Source organism: Mycobacterium sp. AMU20-3851, from assembly GCF_043974665.1.
Classification (GTDB): Bacteria; Actinomycetota; Actinomycetes; order Mycobacteriales; family Mycobacteriaceae; genus Mycobacterium.
Window position 1 is genome coordinate 4,903,297 of sequence record NZ_CP146371.1, and the last position, 19,288, is coordinate 4,922,584.

19 protein-coding genes, 3 tRNA genes and 1 pseudogene are annotated in these 19,288 nt (G+C 60.6%); 5 read left to right on the forward strand and 18 right to left on the reverse strand.

Annotation, left to right across the window (positions count from 1 at the left end; translation table 11 throughout):
• The first annotated feature begins 162 nt into the window (after positions 1-162).
• Both V4U86_RS23390 and V4U86_RS23395 read left to right on the forward strand, forming a co-directional pair.
• Positions 163-2,349, forward strand: coding sequence for an acyltransferase family protein (locus V4U86_RS23390; RefSeq protein WP_395308254.1), 2,187 nt, complete (start codon positions 163-165; stop codon positions 2,347-2,349).
• A 600-nt stretch (positions 2,350-2,949) separates the two neighbouring features.
• Positions 2,950-3,375, forward strand: coding sequence for a methyltransferase domain-containing protein (locus V4U86_RS23395; protein ID WP_395308255.1), 426 nt, complete (start codon positions 2,950-2,952; stop codon positions 3,373-3,375).
• 58 nt (positions 3,376-3,433) lie between these two features.
• Here V4U86_RS23395 and V4U86_RS23400 read toward each other — a convergent pair whose 3' ends face one another.
• From V4U86_RS23400 to V4U86_RS23425, 6 genes are all read right to left on the reverse strand, one after another.
• On the reverse strand, positions 3,434-4,606 hold the full coding sequence (locus V4U86_RS23400; RefSeq protein WP_395312181.1) for a glycosyltransferase family 4 protein: 1,173 nt from the start codon (positions 4,604-4,606) through the stop codon (positions 3,434-3,436).
• Positions 4,607-4,635: 29 nt separating this feature from the next.
• Positions 4,636-5,853 carry a lipopolysaccharide biosynthesis protein gene (locus tag V4U86_RS23405; protein WP_395308256.1) on the reverse strand — a complete coding sequence of 406 codons (1,218 nt, stop codon included), beginning with the start codon at positions 5,851-5,853 and terminating at the stop codon, positions 4,636-4,638.
• Between the two features lie 72 nt (positions 5,854-5,925).
• The gene (locus V4U86_RS23410; protein WP_395308257.1) at positions 5,926-6,999 is read right to left on the reverse strand and encodes a polysaccharide pyruvyl transferase family protein; all 1,074 of its coding nucleotides are present in this window, start codon (positions 6,997-6,999) and stop codon (positions 5,926-5,928) included.
• A 48-nt stretch (positions 7,000-7,047) separates the two neighbouring features.
• Positions 7,048-8,211 (reverse strand): glycosyltransferase, encoded by a 1,164-nt coding sequence (locus V4U86_RS23415; protein WP_395308258.1) that lies wholly within the window; start codon positions 8,209-8,211, stop codon positions 7,048-7,050.
• Positions 8,211-9,596 (reverse strand): hypothetical protein, encoded by a 1,386-nt coding sequence (locus V4U86_RS23420; protein WP_395308259.1) that lies wholly within the window; start codon positions 9,594-9,596, stop codon positions 8,211-8,213. Before V4U86_RS23420 ends, V4U86_RS23415 begins: the two co-directional genes overlap by 1 nt.
• Before the next feature lie 101 nt (positions 9,597-9,697).
• Entirely contained in the window at positions 9,698-11,239 is a 1,542-nt protein-coding gene (locus V4U86_RS23425) for a sugar transferase (RefSeq protein ID WP_395308260.1), read from the reverse strand.
• A gap of 928 nt (positions 11,240-12,167) precedes the next feature.
• Between V4U86_RS23425 and V4U86_RS23430 the strand changes: the two are divergent.
• The 3 genes and pseudogenes from V4U86_RS23430 to V4U86_RS23440 form a co-directional block, all read left to right on the forward strand.
• Positions 12,168-12,359, forward strand: a pseudogene (locus V4U86_RS23430) (protein-tyrosine-phosphatase); the annotation flags it as partial.
• 3 nt (positions 12,360-12,362) lie between these two features.
• Positions 12,363-12,629, forward strand: a complete 267-nt coding sequence (locus V4U86_RS23435; protein ID WP_395308261.1) for a hypothetical protein — start codon at positions 12,363-12,365, stop codon at positions 12,627-12,629.
• Between the two features lie 194 nt (positions 12,630-12,823).
• Positions 12,824-13,648 carry an endonuclease/exonuclease/phosphatase family protein gene (locus V4U86_RS23440; RefSeq protein ID WP_395308262.1) on the forward strand — a complete coding sequence of 275 codons (825 nt, stop codon included), beginning with the start codon at positions 12,824-12,826 and terminating at the stop codon, positions 13,646-13,648.
• 61 nt (positions 13,649-13,709) lie between these two features.
• Here the strand turns inward: V4U86_RS23440 and rplA are convergent, their stop codons facing one another.
• The 12 genes from rplA to V4U86_RS23500 form a co-directional block, all read right to left on the reverse strand.
• Complete coding sequence (gene rplA, locus V4U86_RS23445; RefSeq protein ID WP_395308263.1) at positions 13,710-14,426, reverse strand: 50S ribosomal protein L1; 717 nt, start codon at positions 14,424-14,426, stop codon at positions 13,710-13,712.
• A 91-nt stretch (positions 14,427-14,517) separates the two neighbouring features.
• Complete coding sequence (gene rplK / locus V4U86_RS23450) at positions 14,518-14,946, reverse strand: 50S ribosomal protein L11 (protein WP_087031297.1); 429 nt, start codon at positions 14,944-14,946, stop codon at positions 14,518-14,520.
• A gap of 52 nt (positions 14,947-14,998) precedes the next feature.
• Complete coding sequence (gene nusG, locus V4U86_RS23455) at positions 14,999-15,784, reverse strand: transcription termination/antitermination protein NusG (RefSeq protein WP_395308264.1); 786 nt, start codon at positions 15,782-15,784, stop codon at positions 14,999-15,001.
• Positions 15,785-15,812: 28 nt separating this feature from the next.
• Positions 15,813-16,268, reverse strand: a complete 456-nt coding sequence (secE, locus tag V4U86_RS23460) for a preprotein translocase subunit SecE (RefSeq protein ID WP_395308265.1) — start codon at positions 16,266-16,268, stop codon at positions 15,813-15,815.
• A gap of 69 nt (positions 16,269-16,337) precedes the next feature.
• Positions 16,338-16,410 (reverse strand) — tRNA-Trp (locus V4U86_RS23465).
• Positions 16,411-16,529: 119 nt separating this feature from the next.
• Positions 16,530-17,042, reverse strand: a complete 513-nt coding sequence (hadC, locus tag V4U86_RS23470) for a (3R)-hydroxyacyl-ACP dehydratase subunit HadC (RefSeq protein ID WP_395308266.1) — start codon at positions 17,040-17,042, stop codon at positions 16,530-16,532.
• Positions 17,043-17,045: 3 nt separating this feature from the next.
• A complete protein-coding gene (gene hadB / locus V4U86_RS23475; protein WP_395308267.1) occupies positions 17,046-17,474 on the reverse strand; it encodes a (3R)-hydroxyacyl-ACP dehydratase subunit HadB in 429 nt (142 codons plus the stop codon).
• Positions 17,461-17,937: a (3R)-hydroxyacyl-ACP dehydratase subunit HadA gene (hadA, locus tag V4U86_RS23480; protein WP_395308268.1), complete on the reverse strand. Its 477-nt coding sequence runs from the start codon at positions 17,935-17,937 to the stop codon at positions 17,461-17,463. The genes hadB and hadA overlap by 14 nt, the downstream gene beginning before the upstream one ends.
• Before the next feature lie 9 nt (positions 17,938-17,946).
• A complete protein-coding gene (gene rpmG, locus V4U86_RS23485; protein ID WP_023985310.1) occupies positions 17,947-18,114 on the reverse strand; it encodes a 50S ribosomal protein L33 in 168 nt (55 codons plus the stop codon).
• Positions 18,115-18,141: 27 nt separating this feature from the next.
• Positions 18,142-18,215, reverse strand: a tRNA-Met gene (locus V4U86_RS23490).
• A gap of 37 nt (positions 18,216-18,252) precedes the next feature.
• Positions 18,253-18,325: transfer RNA gene (locus V4U86_RS23495), tRNA-Thr, on the reverse strand.
• Positions 18,326-18,548: 223 nt separating this feature from the next.
• Positions 18,549-19,229, reverse strand: a complete 681-nt coding sequence (locus tag V4U86_RS23500) for a hypothetical protein (protein ID WP_395308269.1) — start codon at positions 19,227-19,229, stop codon at positions 18,549-18,551.
• Positions 19,230-19,288: the final 59 nt, after the last annotated feature.

Genomic DNA, 19,288 nt, shown 5'->3' on the forward strand with positions numbered 1-19,288 from the left:
AGCTACGGCAAATAGTAGCCGAATTGCCACATCCGACATGACTGGGTCTGCAATCAGGCTGCTACACAAAGGAAGCCATCACACCACAGGTCATCCGCGCGGTATCCGGGCGCACGCTGGAGAACCGTGCAATACAGTCTCGCTAAGGACGAAGGGTGGGCAATGGCTGCGGTCTCGGTTCAGCTGGCAGAACGATCTGAGCAATACAAGACCTCTGGGTTACGCCTGGACATCCAGGGACTACGCATGGTGGCTGTGGTTTTGGTACTGCTCGACCACATTTTTGGTTGGCCACGGGGCGGCTTCATAGGCGTCGATGTCTTCTTCGTGATCTCAGGTTTTCTGATCACCGGCATTCTGTTGCGAGATGCTGAGAAGTACGGCCGCGTCTCATTCGCAGAGTTCTACCGACGGCGTGTGCGGAGAATCGTTCCTGCGGCGACCCTCACCTTGGCGACAATTGCAGGCGTAGCTTGGCTGATGTTCACGCCGGGTCGTGCCCTCACAGTCTGGTGGGACAGTTTTTGGGCCTTCGCGTTCTTGTCTAACTGGCGGTTCGCACTGACCGGTACGGACTACTTTACTGCCGACGGCGCAGTCTCACCGGTGCGGCATTTCTGGTCGCTGTCGGTTGAAGAGCAGTTCTACTTTGTATGGCCGGCGGTCATGGCAATAGTCGTGCTACTGACTGCCCGTAAGGCCAGCGTGTCGACGCGGCACCGTATAGCGGGGGGAATCATGCTCGCCCTGGTTGCGGCGTCGTTCACCTGGGCAGTGATCGATTCTGCATCCAATCCGACGTGGTCCTACTTCTCCACGTTCACGCGCGTCTGGGAGCTTGGATTCGGTGCACTCATCGCGATATTCGCTTCGAGGATGACCCTGTTACCGAACTCGATCCGGCCGTACATGGCTTGGGCGGGTCTAGGACTCATCGCATTCGGAGCATTCTGGATTACCGAGCGGATGAGCTTTCCCGGCCCCTGGGCGATCCTTCCGGTCGCTGGGACGAGCCTGGTGATTGCTGCCGGGACGGGTGGGCCGGTCCGGTATCTGCTGCCCATAACCAATCGATTCAGCGTTGCCATCGGAGACCTGTCGTACTCCCTTTACTTGTGGCACTGGCCTGTGCTGGTCTTTCTCGGCACGTTTGTGGACGTTGGATGGCGGTATTACGTATGCGTTATCGGGTTGACCTGCGCGTTGGCCGTATTGGCATACCATTTCGTCGAACAGCCGATTCTCGCGTCGTCCTGGTTGAAGCCGCGCGGCGAGCAGGAGTGGAGGCATCAGCACCGGCACCGCGACTGGCGTCAGCGAGTGCGGCGAAACATCGCCTCGCGACTGACGTTCACGATGACACGGGAACGACAGATCGCGGGACTGGCAGGAGTCGCGCTTCTTTGCCTCGGTCTACTCCCGTTGACCAGCGCGCCCCGGGAAGCACCGACGTATATATCCAACGCGTCTGTCGACACTCCGAGTGTCCCTGACGCGCAAGATCTTCCACCGGCGATGAGTCGGCTCCGCGCCGAGATCACGGCTGCCGTGAAAACTTCGAGTTGGCCGGCACTGAGTCCCAGTATGGAACAGGTCATCGACGGGCCCGCAGCACCACCATCGATTGAGCACTGCGGTGACGGAGTCACAACTGATTGTTGGTTTGGTTCAGAGTCGGCCCCACGAACGTTGATACTCGCCGGCGACTCGATTGCGCTTTCGTACCTAGCGCCCTTGACCGCATTCATCGACGCGTCTGCGGGCCAGTGGCGAATGCTGGCTCAGGTCTCGATCAGCTGCCCGTTCATAGACGCAGAGGTGCAGAGCGCTGACAGCGCTGTGGCCGAGGCCTGTCCCTCACGCAAGAACCACATAGTTGACAACATCAATCGCATTCGCCCCCAAGCTGTTCTGATTGCCAATACCTACGGCGAGCGAACCATCAAGGGGACCAATCAGGCACTCTCCCCAGCTGAATGGAAGTCATATACCCAACAGATGATCGAGAGGTTTTCTGAGTCTGTCGGCAGCGTCGCTTTACTGACGCCGCCGCCCGCGGACAAAACGCCAGCAGATTGCTATCGCCCGGACACGTCGCCCGCAGAGTGCGTTGGAACACTGCCTCCTTCACATCTAGAGCGACGCGATGCAGACTTGTCACTCGTACAGTCGATCGGAGGGGAGCTGATCGACACGTGGCCGCTTTTCTGCACACCCTCGCATTACTGCCCGATGTTCGTCGGCACTACGCCGGTAAAGCGTGACCGGGCCCATATCAGCCCTGAGTACGGCGCCCTGCTGTCGCCTGCCTTCATCGAACTTCTAAGAGGCAAAGACACGTTCGCCTAGCACTACGCCAAATCGGCCCAAGTTTGCTGAGAGCACGGGGCGAAACCGTCAGGCAGCGCAGGATGCCGACAATGTCCGCAATCTACGACGCCCTACCTCCTCCCGCCGACCGGTCCGTAGACATTCGCACAGACGCCCATGAAGATGCATCAGTTGCGAAGCGCAATCGGAGCAAACGACAGACTGCTCGCGGGCGACGCATTTGTGTCTAGATCGGTTGGTAAAAAATAGAATTCGAGGGCAGTAGGGTGTTCGATTCGCCGTTCTCGCCAGTACTCTTCATCCATGCTCACTGTGAAGCGAGTCCGCAAGGCTATCAGCAGACGTCTTTCGCGTGCCCGACTCAAGGCGATGACATCGCTTGGTGTCCCTGCCAATCGACACTGCCCCGCCTGCCAACGCGACGTCGTCGGATTCTTCCGATACGGAACAACAGCCGAGTGGGGATGCCCCTCCTGTGGCGCGTCGCCGCGCGAGCGCCTGATGCATGCACTACTCGATTCGGGGGCGCTGACCGTTCCGACTGGGGCTGTCGTCCTTCACTGCGCACCCAATGAGGATCGACTGGTCGACCGCTTTCGTACCCCAGCCTCAGAGTACGTGCCAGCCGATTTCGATCCCACACATTACGACGTCCCTGGCATCCAACAGATCGACTTGATGGAGATCGCAGACCAGGATCGCTTCGACCGGATCTATGCCAGCCACGTCATGGAGCACGTGCCGGACGACTCCGTGGTTCTCAACAACCTACGTCGTGCGTTGAAGCCCGGCGGCGAAGCCTGGCTGTTGGTCCCCCTCTGGGAACGCCCGACCGAAGACGGTCCGCCAGATCTGGATCCCCGTGAACGGGAGCGTCGCTTCGGGCAATGGGATCATGTCCGCCAGTACGGTCCGGATTTCGCCGACCGTATCGCCGCGGCCGGCTTCACCGTCGAGGTTATCGGCCGAGAGGCGATGCCGGGCGATGCGCCCGAACGGATGGGCTTGGCTGACACAGTCTTCCGGGCACGGCGAGGCGCATAGCTTCGTAAGTCTCCCTACCACGGCACTACTAGGCTGAGCATCGCAAATTCTTCGACCATTAGCCTGCCCAAACGGCAACGTACTTCTTCATCGCTGCTTCCGATGTAAAACCACCGATGACCAGCGAGTAGGCCCGTTCAGCCACAGATCTGAGGATGTGGATGTCATCCAACGCATCGAGAACTTCGCGAGCGACTGTCTCTACATCGCCGCCATCTCCAAGAACGAATCCGTACTCCGGCCCCTGAACAAGTTCCTCAATGCCCTGCGTTGCCGAAACGAAGCACACGCACTTCGCCAGCATTGCCTCCTTCACCACGTTCGGTAGACGCTCGGATACTTTTCCAGAAAGGAACAGAAAGAACTGGCTTGCGCACATGATCCGGAAAAGGTCTTGACGCTTGACATAACCGACGAACGACACCGCGTCCTCGATGTTGAGGGAGCTGGCCAGTGCTTCGAGATTGCGCCGCTCGGGTCCGTCACCGGCAATGACGAAGGTCGCTTCGGGATGTGCCTGTTTGATGAGTGCGAACACTCGGAGTGCCCTATCGACGTTCTTATCCTTGACCAGTGCTGACGCCGTACAGAATTGCATCGGAATTTGCGGTATCACGGTCCCCTCGGGACCAGCCGGCGAGAGATCTCCCACGGGAATGCCCCGGTGGATCATATGGATCTCTCCGATTACTCCCATCTCGCTGATCCGAGGGAGATTACTGATGGAGTGGGTGAACCGATCGTCGACGACACGAGCCGTGACATGCAGCGGAAAACCGGCGTACAGATCGTAGGCACCCATGTGAACCGATGTCCTCACGCCTGGCGCATAGCGTTTCAGCAGCGCCGGTACCAGGGACGGCCAGTGCCCCCAAAAGGCGTGCACAACATCCGGGGGACGTCTCGTCAGTTCATAAACCAGCGCGGCTACCCGAGGCAGCAGCGCCAAGAAGATCAGAAGTCGCCGCGGGTTCCCGGCAAGCTCTCTGACGAGAGATCGAAACAACGCTGGATTCTCGACCAGATATTTCAGCAGGAGCGGCACTCCAAGCAGGTAGTTGCCAAGCGTTGCGTTGTGAATATCTCGATGATCAAGCTCATAGGTCGCGCAGAGTCGCTTCTGCTTGCGATCCTGAGGTAGCAAGCACTCGACAGTCACCTCATGGCCGAGGGACCGCAAGGCCGCGATGTCTGACATCGCGAAGGTCTGAGTGGACAGCGGGAATTGCATCAACACATAAGAGATTCTCATCGACCCGTCTAAACCTGAATTCGTTTGTCGTGCCGCCGGATAGCCCACACGGATAACAAAAATTGCAGAATGTACATCGCACAGAGTGTTGTGGATACGGCTACTACCGCCGCAACCTCGGAGTGGCCAAGTCGCGACGCCACCACAAATGCCGCAACGATCGCTGCGAGACGGATGCTGTCCCAGATTAGTTGGGCCATCTGGTAACCGAGAACGTTGAGCGTCTGGATCATCGGCGAAACTACGAACTGGGCATAGAACGCAGGCACAAGGATCTGACAGAATTCACCCGCTAGACGCCATTCATCCCCGAACACGAGCCCGAAGAGCCACGGCGCGAGGGCAACCAGCAGGCCCATCGGAACAAGCCCTGCCGCCAGGAGCACCAACACCGTCTTGATGTAAGTAGGCAGGAGAAGAGTCCTGCCAGTGAGCGAATCCTTGGCCAACCTGTTCGTGTATACCTGGGCCACCGAGGTGCCTATCACCATCGTAGGCAGCGCCACTAGCCGCTGTGCGAGCAAGAAGAATCCCGCTGTCGGCAGCGAGTAGAAATAGCCGAATAACACTGGCACGATATGAATTCCCAACCGATTGACTATGCCAGCCGGGAAAGCGAAGAAGAAGAAGCGACGGTATTTGCACGCCGCTGCCCACACGTCACGCGCCGTGAACCACTGTGGGCGAGCACGCCAGACCGCGAGCGCAAAGGAAGTCGCGCCGTAGAACTGCGAGATGACATATCCGACCAACAGACCCAGCGGACCAACCGTCAGCAATCCCAGCCCAATCTGAGCAGCGACGGACGATACCGCCTGCTTGACTTTTACTCGGGCCACGAGTTCGAACTGCTGCGCATAGCCGACCCAGGCATTCAGCGCGGAGAAGACTCCCACAGCCAGAGTGCCCACCGCCACCAGCCACCAATAAGGTTGAAGTTGAACAAACTCAGTGTTCGCCAACAGACCGCTTCCGAACACCGCGACGACTGCGGCCGTGCACAAGACTGAGCCGAAAAGGCACAACGCCAATGTGTGAAACGACTCCTGCCGATCAACTGAAAGAGAAATCGCTATGTCATAACGGAAGCTGGCGACGACCGGCACCAGCCCGAGGATTGAGACGAAGACCGCCAGCACCCCAAAGTCGTCTGGCGAGTAGAGCCTGGTGAGGACCGGCGTGCACGCAATGAAAAGCAGCTGGCTCAGGGTCGCTGAGGTCGCCACCTTGCGAATATCTGTGGCGTATCGAGATCCGGACAGCCGCCGGAGCGCATTCCTCGAGTTTGCAAGCACGATCTAGTTGGCCACGCCGAGAGGCCGCAAGGATGCCAGGTAGACATTCTCCCGCTCCCGCGGTACCGCACGCGGAAGTTTGCCTTGCTCCCAAAGACCAAGCAACTCGCCGAGTCCCTCGGGCTGGTTGTCGACCAGACACACCGAGGACAGATCGAGCTGCCGATAGAACCGCGGTGTCTTCACATGTTGTGGCAGCGATATCACGGACTTTCCGAGAACGATGCTGACAATCCCCACATGCAGTTTGTTGGTGATCACCAGGTCTGCCGCATCAAGCACCTGGCACAAGTCCGTTGGATCCCCCCGATAAGCAACCTTGGTCGCGGTAGGAATCAGTTGTGAAAGCCGCTCAACAGACTTCTCCTGTGCAGATAGCTTTCTCGTTCTCGTCACACTATCGGTAATCAGCACGGTCTGGATGCCCCGCCGGCCATTACAGAAGTCGGCGACAACGGCAGCCATTGCTTCCCAGTAGGGTGCTTCAAAATCGGTCAGGTGCACCACCACGACTTTGGCATCCGACCGGCTATCTGGCACCGGTGCTACGGGCTCCGAGACGTCCCGTTTGAAGAACGATCGATCCATGTACATGGCTGCATCGACATCGACGTCGATGGGCCGGGTCACCCCGATCTCGACCAAGAAGTCCCTGGATTCGTCGTCTCGGACGATCACCCTCTCGGAATACTCCGCCAGGACCCTCAATCGATTACGAAGGAAACCAGACGAGATCGGGCCGGCGCCGCACCCCAGAATGTAGACCTTCTTCCGCATGAACATCGCCAACTCGGCGATCACGAAGTGGCGAAAGAAGTTTCGGATCGACCACCTCACACTTCGGCCTGCTGGGCCGCCAAAGTATCCACCGCCACAGAACACCAGATCGGAGCACCCCAGGAACGCGCCAATTCCTCGCGCGTCAGCCCCTATCAATGCAGTGTTACGACGAGACGCGAGCGGCAGTACGACCTCGCTATCCGACGACGAATGGATCCACTGCCTGAACAATCCGCACAGCAACGTATCACCGAAGTTGTAGCCAAAGTACGAACCGTGCAGTGCGACTTTTCTCAAAATAAGGCTTGCCCCTTCCGAGCTAGAAGTCCCTGCAATCCATGCGTTCTACGCTGAACGGGATTTTGCCGGGCTCCAGGTCGCTGCGGTATGTCCCCGCATCGCACGGTTCACACCTACGAGCGTGGCGACCATGGCGATCACGACCTCCGTACATGACGAGAGAATACCCCGGTGTGTAGACAGACCCACTGCCATCGCGAGGCCAACAACCACCAACAACACAAGTGCAAGCAGTGGTGAAACGACCCCGGCTGCAGCTATGGCCGCGACCAAGCCGACTGCTAGAAATGCCCCGCCAAACCAACGAATGGTCTTGTGCGACATGTACCGGAACCGATCATAGAACGTCATCTTGCACCGCTTAGGACGAAGGTAGCTGTGCGTCCCGAATGCCCTTGCCGCAATTCGGATCTTGCGAGTGAATTCATCAGACCGCGCTGAGACCAGCCGCTCGTAGGCAACTACGTCATTGGACTTGATCAGCCGATAGCCTCGAAACACCGTTTCCATCGATACCGTCAGGTCGTCGAGCACAGTATCCGGAAAGTTCGGATAGAGCGCCCGGCGGGTCGAGAACACGGAGCCATCAGCTCCCATGACGCTTCCTGTGCTTGACTCCAGGTCCTTCAGTCTCTCTTCCATTCTCCAGTACAGACCGCCGACTGCTGCGGTGGATGTTTCGTCCCCGCCGAGGTACTTCAGTGCGCCACAAACGCCACCCACTGTCTGATCTGCGTAGCAGGCGCTGAGCGCGTCGAGAGCATTCAAGTCCAATAGAACGTTCGCGTCGGTGAAGACCAAGTACTCGGTCTCAGCTTGGGCTGCAAGCAACTTCATGCCGTGTGCCTTGCCGTTGCGGCCTGCGCCGGTGAACAGCCGGATATGCTCAGACTCGCGTGCGATCATCTCAGCCGTTCCGTCATCAGACGCGTCATCAAAAGCAAGGACAGACAAGCGCGGATGCTTTTGCTTCAGATCGCGAATATTCGCGAGCTTTGCCGGCATCGACTCCGCTTCGTTGTAGGCGCAGAACAACAACGTGAACTGATGGCCGTCACCGGCATCCGCGTGCCCTCGCCGGATCGGCCGCTTCGGTAACAACCCAAGGATCGCCGGGTAAACGATGTAGGGGTAGATCACCGCTAGTGCGCAGACCAAGGCGATCGCAGCAGGAACGAGGAATAACGGATCACTGACGGAGTGCTGCATCAGACTAGGACACCTTGCTTCTCATCGCTCGCCGCTGGCTCCATCTCGTCACGGCTCGGGCGACAGACGATCCATGCCGCGCCGAGGAGCGCAACGAGTACCAATGTCCGAATGATGAACACAGTGACCCCGTTCTTAAACAGGGTGACACATTGCATGAACAGGATCGCCCCCATGGTTCGATACCAAATGTTCGGGGCGAATTGACACTTGAGGCAGAACCGGTAGAGAAGGAACGCCAGGATCAACGTTGCCAAGGGCGCGAGATAGCCAAGGCCGTAATACATTTCGCCGAACCAGAACGAACTGGGGTTTTCCATGAGCCAGTACTGGCTTTCCAAAATCGAATCGAGATCCAGCGGCTTGGATTCCCACAGCGCCCTCGGAATGAAGATGGTCAGAGGGTACGCCAGGAGATAAAGCGGGTCGGTACCGAAGTTCGATACAAAATCCTGAATGTAAACAAGGGTCGGGAATCCTGTCGACGGGCTCCCGAAGAGAATGTCTGTGAAGCTACGGATCTCGAACACGTTGACTTCATCGCCCTCACCCCAGTTGGTGAAATACACTCTGGCGTACCAAAGTAGGGGCACCAGAAGTAGACCTGCGAGCAGCACGACGACGATCATCATGCGCATCTGACGGAGGTTCTTCGAAGGGTCCAGCCTGCTGACCCTGCCGCGGAGTTGATCTCGAAGCGGACCCAGGAACATGCCGAGGCTGAGCAGCAGCAGTGCCGTCGTTACCAATTCGCGCCGCTGATGGGTTGAAAAGGTCGCCACGAGGGCCAGGACCACCCAGATCCACCCGGACGCCTTGAGGCTGCCATGACGCCAATAGCTCATCACGACGAGCGCAGACGGAAGAGCCAGGTACAAAGAGCGTAGATAGCCGGACTGTTCCGAAGCAATCCCCGTTTCCTTAATAGGTAGCAGGAACTCGGCCACCGTCTGACCAGACTGACCGTAGAGGATCACGGCTACCACCAGCCACAACATGAAATACACGGCGGAGACAAGCCCGAGTTTCTTTGAACCGTACAGATACATTCCTCGAGGCGGCGCACTTACTTGTGGCGCACGCAGGAAAGGCTCCCGCTTGCGGGATTGTTCGGCGGCAACCGCGCCGAGCAGCAGGCAGGAATTGAGGATGCCTATCAGCGCCGCGGCTTCAAATCCGTTGGTGGCGTCCGGGGTTGCGTAATTTCTCCATGAATACGACTCGAACCCGGAGTCGTTCAGGAACAACAAAGCCGGCAAGAAAGAGAAGACCGTGGTGAGCGTTCCCACCACGGACACTGGGTTGTATGGACTACGCCACATCAACCAACCGGCCAGCGCCCCCTGACCTGCCAGGAGCACAATGAGTGTGAGACTGTCATTCATGCCGGTGCTGCTCCACGATCTGGATTGTTGCGCCGACCTGGAACACGCGCGCCTGAATCATTACTGGCCATAAGTTCTTGTTCAATGGCTCTTCCGCTGACTTATCTTTCGCGGTACAGCACGACTGCACGGAATGTTCGAATGATGATCTTGATGTCCAGCCACAGCGACCAGTTCTCGATGTAGAAGTTGTCGTAGCGAGCGCGATCAGCAATCGACGTATCGCCCTTCAGTCCGCTGACTTGGGCGAAGCCGGTCAGCCCGACCTGGACCCGATGCCGATGTGCGTAGCGATCAAATTGCGTCGAGAACTGCTGAACAAAGTGAGGACGTTCCGGCCGGGGGCCGACAAGCGTCATATCGCCGCGCAAGATATTCCACAACTGTGGCAGTTCGTCGATCGATGTTGAGCGCAAGATGCGCCCGACACGGCCAACTCGACTGTCCTCCGCCACGCTCCACTGCGTCTGAGATTCGGCCTCATTCGCCGGACGCATTGATCGAAACTTCAGGAGTTCGAATGTTTTTCCATCTCGTCCGACGCGGATCTGGCGAAATATTACTCCCGGTCCGCCCTCGATCCGCACCGCCAGCGCAGCCAGCGCCAGCACTGGGAGCAGGACCAACAATGCGGTGGCAGAGACCGCAATATCGAACACTCGCTTGATCAGCCGGGCCGGACCACCGAGGTTGGGATTCCTGATCCGCATGATCGGAATGGATCCGATGTGGTCCGCAGTCCCCGTCTGCGTGTGGAAGTGGTGCATGCGGGGGACAACCAGTAGCTCTGTGGTCCGGCATACTTTAGTTCGTACCGCATCCATCAGCGCACGCTCATCGAAGTTTCCATCTGCCAACAGCACGGTGTCCGCTCCGGTCGTCACCACAGCCATGTCGAGATCCGCGAGGCGACCCAAGAACGGTACGTTTTCCTCGGCAGCGAACCCTTCGCCGTTGTCGACGAAGCCCTCGACCTTCAGTCCGTATTCCCGGTGCTCTGCAAGAGTTCTCGCGAGTTCAGCGGCGACCGGTCCGCCGCCTATAAGTATCGTGCGATGTTTGGCGATCCCGCAGCGCCTGCCAACCCCGATCAGTCGCCCAGTGATAACCCTTCCAACCACAACGAGCGCTACCGCCTGACACGCTGTCTCGAGGAAGACCTGCACTTGGGCCTTCTGATGCAGAAAAAGCACTATCGCGGCGACGGCTGCCACCGAAGCCAGCAGCCGCGTGATGATCGTTGGGAGCTCGTCCAGAACACTGAGGTGCAGCGGGGCTACATAGCGACCGCCGTTGGTCAGCAGCAGCACACCCAGTACCGCCATTGTCAGGACCGTAAGAGGCTGAGGCGGTCGCCATGCGAGTGGAGCAAGCATCATCAGGAAATCGACGACCGGCACAACCATCCACGCCCGCACACGACCCAGGTAACGCCTCGGAGACCGCTCCCGTTGGCGCGGCGACAGATACGAGCCCGGGTTGCCTACGACAACTCCGCTCGCTTGGGCGTCCCCATCGATCAGCCGGTCTGCAACGGAGCGTGCATCGCGGTAGCGCTCGCCTTCTCGCCCCTGAAGGTCAGAGTCGGCGTCCGTATCAATATGGCGAAGCACTGCTGCGGATGAGGGATCGACCACTGTCATGCCTTCAGACCTGCCCATCTGATGTATTATTTACGGCCACGTCAACTGGCAAACGTCGTGCGCGGACCGGCTTCTCCACAGATCGAATCGATGCGCTCCGGCCGGCAGCGAAAGAGTTGGACGACTGTCCCATTCTCGATCCCCCCAACCTCCTGCAGCCCACGTTTGGGTGGTTTGCCGTCCAGGTTTAACTAAGAGATTAGCGACTACTCGACGTTCTGCCACCCCGCCCCTTTTGCCGCCCGCCTCCATATCCATTGATCTGCATGTTAATGCCTAATTGACGGCTCAGAAAGTTGGATTGGCGATTTTTCCCAAAGTTAACTTCACCACCCGAGCTAACCGCGTGCTCAATCACGTAAATGAGCTGGTAGACGCGTTGCAGGTGGCTCAAGGCCGGCTTGGCGCGCCCTTGTTTCGGCACGATTGACCGTCCATTTCGCTATTGTTTGCTGGACTCGCATGAACGGTCGGTATTTCACTTGGGCGTCATTTGCCTGCCATGCCAACTTCGCAATGCGGACACGCCCCGACGCAGCCCAACTGTGCGCCGGGCGCGCCATTACAGCAAATTTCTTGCATTTAGAAGCTTCCTCTTCGGGGAACCTCTGATGATCCCGAGTCTGGCCGGTTACATAGGGCCGCCGGGCAGTTGCTGCCGCGGTTGACCCGGAGTTGCCCACTAACGATGAATCCGTCGGATCCGACCCCCGCGTACTCGCCCCGGTGTTTTTGCCAGAATCATCGATGTCTTCCCAAAAGGCCGACGGGTGGCACCCGGAAGCGATCTGCACCGATACTTGAATACGGATCTCGTGGCGGCTGAGCACGAACGAGAGTACGACTCAAACATCGAGTTAAGGAGCCTGCTCTGCACGTCCTCTTCGTCTGTACTGGGAATATCTGCCGTTCACCCACCGCTGAACGTCTGGCACAGGCGTACTGCGCACAATCTGGCATCTCCGACTTCGTGGCCACGAGTGCGGGCAGCCGTGCAGTCATCGCTCACCCGATTCACCCCGATGCAGAGCGCGTCCTTGAGGGACTTGGCGGGGACGCCTCCAACTTCGCTGCGAGGCAGTTGACTCCGAAGATCGCGTCTACCGCAGATTTGATACTCACGATGACTGGTGCACATCGCGACAGGGTCCTGGAGCTTGCTCCACATAGACTCAAAAGGACCTTCAGTCTTCCGGAAGCCGCGCGGCTCGTCGAGGACCTCGGGGCCAAGAACCTAGTAGATCTCGCTAATCTGCGGCCCCAGCTGATCTTGAGCGACATCCCCGATATTCCCGACCCCATCGGCCAAAGCCGGGAGGTATTCACGGCGGTCGGCGGACAGATCGCCGCGCTGCTGCCTCCGGTGCTCGAACTTTGCCGTCCTCGCTGAGCTTTCGCCTACACCGACGTCGCCCCCGGTCAGGGCATCCGCAACGTCCTGGACTGCCGGTTGTTCTGGCCGCTGCTGCGGTTCTCTACGGTGCGGCGGCGCTGCTGGCACCAGCGCTGTCGCTGTCGAATCTGGCGGCGCTCATCGTGGCCGCCAGCGCGCCCTATGCTCCGCTGGCATCTTTGGCAGCCCTGGTGATCGCGATCGTGTATCGCAAAAGACTGCTCGCAGTCGCCGCGGCGATGGTGCTCACGGCGTCGGTGGCGGTCCAGGCGCCGTGGTTCTACCTGGGACAGCCGTCCGACATCGGCCCCGAGACCGTCGAACTTCGGATCTTCTCCTCCAATATCCAGAAGGGCGAGGCCGATGCGAGGTTCTTCGTCGACCTCGCCGTCAGCAGCGCGGATGTGATCGCCGTCCCCGAGCTGACCGCCGAGGCGGCTGCGCGGTTCCGTGAAGCCGGTATCCGCAAGGTCTTTCCGTATTCCATACTCAATCCGCGACCCAGCGCCGGCGGCATGGGCCTGTGGAGCCGGTATCCGCTCGCCGAACTGCCCCGGCCGACCTATCGGAACAATTTCATTGCGGCGCGTGTCCGCGTTCCTGGCGTCCGAGACCAGCCCGTGGTGGCCGCCGTACACCTGATGTCACCGGTCGCCGGCGGCGCCAACACCTTCGATAAGTGGAATCACCACATCACCAATGCCAAGGCCGAATTCGCCGAGTACGCCGAAACCGCGGGGCCGGCCGCGGTGATCATTGCCGGCGACTTCAACGCCACGGCCGATATGCGACAGTTCCGCGACCTACTCGACGCGGGCTACCGCGATGCCGTCAACCAGACCGGGGCGGGCTTCATGCCCACCTACTCCCCGCACCCGTGGATCCCGCCGGTGATCGCCATCGACCATGTGCTGACCCGCAATTCATCGGCACAGTCGATCCATTCGGTCGACATCCCGGGCTCGGATCACCGAGCGCTGCTGGCCACCATCGCGATTCCGCAGGATCCCAGCTGATCCGGAAACGCCGAAACCCCGCCACAAGGACGGGGTTTCGGGATGAGATTCTAAGAGGGGCTTACGCCTGCTCCTCCACCGCAAAGTTGCGGGTGACCGCCGGGTCGACCGGGATGCCCGGGCCGGTGGTGGTCGAGACGGTGACCTTCTTCAGGTAACGGCCCTTCGAGGACGACGGCTTGGCCCGCAGCACCTCTTCGAGGGCGGCGCCGTAGTTCTCCGCGAGCTTGGTCGCGTCGAAGGAGGCCTTGCCGATCACGAAGTGCAGGTTGGCCTGCTTGTCGACGCGGAAGTTGATCTTGCCGCCCTTGATGTCGTTGACCGCCTTGGTGACGTCAGCCGTCACGGTGCCGGTCTTCGGGTTCGGCATCAGACCACGCGGGCCGAGCACGCGCGCAATGCGGCCGACCTTGGCCATCTGGTCGGGGGTCGCGATCGCGGCGTCGAAGTCCAGGAAACCGCCCTGGATCTTCTCGATCAGGTCATCGCTGCCGACGATATCGGCGCCTGCAGCGGCAGCCTGCTCGGCCTTCTCTCCCACCGCGAACACCGCGACACGGGCCGTCTTACCGGTGCCGTGCGGCAGGTTGACGGTGCCACGCACCATCTGGTCCGCCTTGCGGGGGTCGACACCCAAGCGGATCGCCACCTCGACGGTCGCGTCCTGCTTCTTCGAAGAGGTCTCCTTGGCCAGCTTCGCGGCCTGGAGCGGGGTGTAGAGATTTTCGCGATCCACCTTCGCGGCGGCTTCGCGGTAAGCCTTGCTGTTCTTGCTCATTTGTTCTCCAGTTCAGAGGTCGTGGTTGCGAGCCGAAGCGGGCTCTCCCACGGGAAACGGATATTCGACCCTTGTCTGGTCGATCCGCAAGCTACTCGACAGTGATGCCCATGGACCGAGCGGTACCGGCGATGATCTTCGCGGCAGCGTCGATGTCGTTGGCGTTGAGATCTTCTTTCTTGGTCTCGGCGATCTCGCGCACCTGATCCCAAGTCACCTTGGCGACCTTGGTGGTGTGCGGGGTGCCGGAACCCTTCTGCACGCCTGCGGCCTTGAGCAGCAGCTTGGCGGCGGGCGGGGTCTTCAGGGCGAACGTGAAGGTGCGGTCCTCGTAGACACTGATCTCCACGGGGATGACGTTCCCGCGCTGCGACTCGGTCGCGGCGTTGTACGCCTTGCAGAACTCCATGATGTTGACGCCGTGCTGGCCGAGCGCCGGACCCACGGGCGGAGCAGGGTTGGCCTGCCCGGCCTGGATCTGGAGCTTGATCAACCCGACGACCTTCTTCTTCGGGGCCATGCTCTGGTTTTTCCTTCTCTCAATGGGCCCGGCCGATATCCGGGCCCGAAAACTAAATCTTCGCGACCTGCGTGAACGTCAGCTCGACCGGCGTCTCACGACCGAAGATCGACACCAGCACCTTGAGCTTCTGCTGCTCGGCGTTGACCTCGCTGATCGACGCGGGCAGCGTCGCGAACGGACCGTCCATGACGGTGACGGACTCGCCGACCTCGAAGTCGACCAGGATCTCCGGGCGCTCCAGGGTGGCCTCGGTGGACGCGGCAGCCGCGCTGGTCTTGGCGGCGGGCTTCTTCGCCGCAGCCGGCGGAAGCAGGAACTTCACCACGTCGTCCAGCGACAGCGGGGACGGCTTGGACGTCGCACCCACGAACCCGGTGACACCGGGCGTGTTGCGCACCGCGCCCCAGGACTCGTCGTTGAGCTCCATGCGCACCAGGATGTAGCCCGGCAGCACCTTGCGGTTGACCTGCTTGCGCTGGCCGTTCTTGATCTCGGTGACCTCTTCGGTGGGCACCTCGACCTGGAAGATGTAATCGCCGACGTCGAGGTTCTGCACGCGGGTCTCGAGGTTGGCCTTCACCTTGTTCTCGTAACCGGCGTACGAGTGGATGACGTACCAGTTGCCCGGACGGGTCCGCAGGTCCTTCTTCAGGGCGACCGCCGGATCCTCGTCCTCGAGGGCAGCGTCCTCTGCGGCTTCCGCAGGCTCAGCGGCCTCTGCCTCCACCGGGGTCTCACCGGCTTCGTCAGCCGCAGGCGTCTCGTCGATCACGTCGACGGCTTCACCCGAAGGCGTTTCGGCGTCGAGTTGATCGTCGCCGTCGAAGCTAGTCACGGTTGTCAGTCCTCTCTCAATACGTGGGTCAGCCGAAGATGTACGACACGAGCTTGGCCAGCCCGAGGTCGACACCACCGATCATCGCCACCATAAAGGCCAAGAACACCAAGACAACCGTGGTGTACGTGACCATCTGCTTGCGGTTCGGCCAGATGACCTTGCGCAGTTCCCCGACGACCTGCTTGAGGTAGTTCCAGACGAAGGCGAACGGGTTCAGCCGGGCACCGTCCGTCGACTTGGCGGCCTTCGCGGTCTTCGTACGCTTGGCCGGCTTCTCGTCGGTACCGGCATCGTCCGCGTCGTCAGCCCCAGAGTCTCCAGCCACCGCGACGGCGCCCCCGGCCGGCTCGGCTGCCGTGCGTCGCGACCGCTTGCCCGAAGGACGCAGCGGACCGGCGGGAGCCCCGGCGGAACCGCTCGTCCCGCCGTCCACCGGCCCCTCGCCTGCCGAAGGCCCCAGAGGCGGTTGATCGTCGCTCACCGCATGCCTTTCGTCTGGTTGCGTGTGGTCACCTTCCAGTGTCCACACTTGTCGAGTATTCAGTTTGAGCAGGGGCGACAGGACTTGAACCTGCAACCTGCGGTTTTGGAGACCGCTGCTCTGCCAATTGAGCTACGCCCCTTCGTTCGAGGCCTCACACAGTGACGCGCTCCCCGACCGGCCGATTTCCGAACCGACGGACAGCGCGCTGTAGTGGGAAAACCCCGAGAGCCGAGTGTACATCGGCCCAAGACTTAGTTACTAATCCCCTGCTGCAGCCGTACGTAGAACCTGGCCAGACTCGCGGTCGTAGCGCACCGACACCGAGTTGTCCCCCTCATGACCCATCAGCGTGGTGTACGCCTCCATGACCACCTCGCCGTTCTCGTCGCGCAGGATGTTGCGCGTGACGACGATGTCGGCATTGAACCGGTTCTCGACCGACATGACTTCCAGCTCAGCGTTGAGCTGATCGCCGACCTTGATCGGGCGGGTGTACACGAACCGCTGGTCGACCTGGATGATCTGCATGGTCTCCATGCCGACATCGACATTGCGGAAGAAGTCCTGCTGAACCAGGTTGGCCAGGATCGAGACGAACGTCGGGCCCGCGACCAGAGTGTCATGGCCCAGTTCGGCGGCCGCCTCTTCGTGCAGTGAGGCCGGATGCTCGGACTTGACCGCTTTTGCGAAACTCTTGACCTGCTCGCGCCCGACGATGAAGACCTCGGGGTACTTGTAGACCATCCCGCGGATGTCTGCCTTCAATGCCATGGATCAAGCCAGCTTCGCGGTCGCGATGGCGCGGCCGAAGATCTTCTTGCCACCGGTGGTCGCCGACAGTGCGATCGTCACCGACTTGGCTTCCTCATCCACCGACTTCACCCGGCCGTTGAAGACGATCTCGGCGCCCACACCGTCGTTGGGAACCGGCACCACGGCGGTGAACCGCACGTTGTACTCGGTGACCGCGGCCGGGTCACCCACCCAGGAGGTGACGTAGCCGCCACCGAGCCCCATGGTGAGCATGCCGTGCGCGATCGCGGTGTCCAGGCCGACCTGCTTGGCGATCTCGTCATCCCAATGGATCGGGTTCAAATCGCCGGAAACCCCGGCGTAGTTCACCAGGTCCTGACGGGTCAGCGGGATCACCTTCTCGGGAAGGGTGTCGCCGACGCTGACCGAACTGAATTCACGCAGTGCCATCTGAAAAGCCCTCTTCTCCGTCGCCCGAACGCCCCGCAAGGGTCGTGTAGGCCTCCTGAACGATGTCACCGTTTTCGTTGGTGATGATGTTCTTGGTGACGATGATGTCCGTGCCGTGCGCCTGACGGACCGAGTCCACGTAGACGTCGCAATACAACTTGTCGCCGGCCCGGATGGGCCGTTCGAACTTCAGCGCCTGATCAACCTGGACGATCTGAGCGTCCTTGATACTGATCCCCGCGTTGTCGAAGAAAGCCAACTGAGCCGTGTAACCGAAGATGCAGATGAACGTCAGCGGCGCCGGCAGCGAGTCATGCCCGAGCCCGGCGGCGACAGCCTCATCGAAATAAAACGCATCGTCATTCTTGACGGCGAGGGCGTGTTCGCGGATCTTTTCGCGACCGACCTCGTAGGCGTCGGGATACCGGAAGTGCATCCCGACAATCTTCTCCGACAGCGACACGACTAAGAGTTAACGCGACTCTTTGTGGGGCTGGTGGTGACCGCAGTTCGGGCAGAACTTCTTGATCTCCAGGCGATCGGGATCGTTCCGCCGGTTCTTCTTGGTGATGTAGTTACGGTGCTTGCACACCTCGCAGGCCAAAGTGATCTTCGGCCGTACGTCGGTACTCGACGCCACGTCTCTTGCCTCTCGTTGTTCTGCCTGTAGCGGTGGGGGGACTCGATCCCCCGACCTCACGATTATGAGTCGTGCGCTCTAACCAGCTGAGCTACACCGCCCCGATCGACGCGGGCGGGAGCCGCCGGGCGTCTACCGAGCCCCCTAACGGAATCGAACCGTTGACCTTTTCCTTACCATGGAAACGCTCTGCCGACTGAGCTAAGGGGGCCTTGCACTACCTTCGGCCGTAGGGCCTTAAAGAGGGTACATTCCCGGCGTCGGTGGAGCCAAAACGCCAGGTAGTTGGCCTGTTTTGGGGGCTTTTCGGGGCCTCGTCCCGGGTCTTTGGCACCCAGACTGAAGGTAGGTAGCCGATTCCCTGGTTTCGGCTACCCGGTTTCCGTTTCGCGAACCCATCGGTCCCACACTGAAACCCCTCTACCCCGATCCGGTCACGCGGCCCGCCATCCCCGGCTGACCAAGGCCGTCGCGACGCGGCCGACGACGTCAGCGTCGGAGTCCTCGATGATCACCCGGATGACGATCCAGTGCTGCTCCGCCAGCGCCCGGTTCACCTTTTGGTCCCGGACGTAGCGCACCCGGTCGGTCTGGTGCCGGCGCCCGTCGTACTGGACGGCGATCTTGAGGTCTTCCCACCCCATGTCTACCTTCGCGACGATCCGGCCCGTCACGTCGTACACCGGGATCTGGGTACCGGTGGGCGCCATGCCGGCATCGGTCAGCAGCAGTCTTATCCGCGTCTCCTGAGGCGACTCCGCACCGCGGTCGGTCAACGCCAGCGCCGTCTGCAGGCGCCGGACCCCGCGCGCTCCGGGATACCGCGCAACCAGTGGCTCGACGTCATCGACCTCCACCTGTCCGCGCCAGAGCAGCGCATCCATCCGCGCCACCGCCTCATCCCGGGGTAGATGTCGCCCCAGGTCGAACAGGGTGCGGGCCGGGGTGGTGACCGGCACGTCGAAGAACATCGTCGTCTCGTCGTCCGCGTAGAGCTCATTCCGCACGACCACGCCCGCCGGCGGTCGGGTGCTGTGCCAGAGCATCTCGACGGGTTGTTCGATCGCTACCCAGTTGGCCCGGTGCAGGGCGGAGGCCGCGACACCCGCGATCACTCCGCGCCGGCCGGACCAGAGCCAAGCGCCCCTCGCGCGGTCCTGCAGGGTGGGCGCAG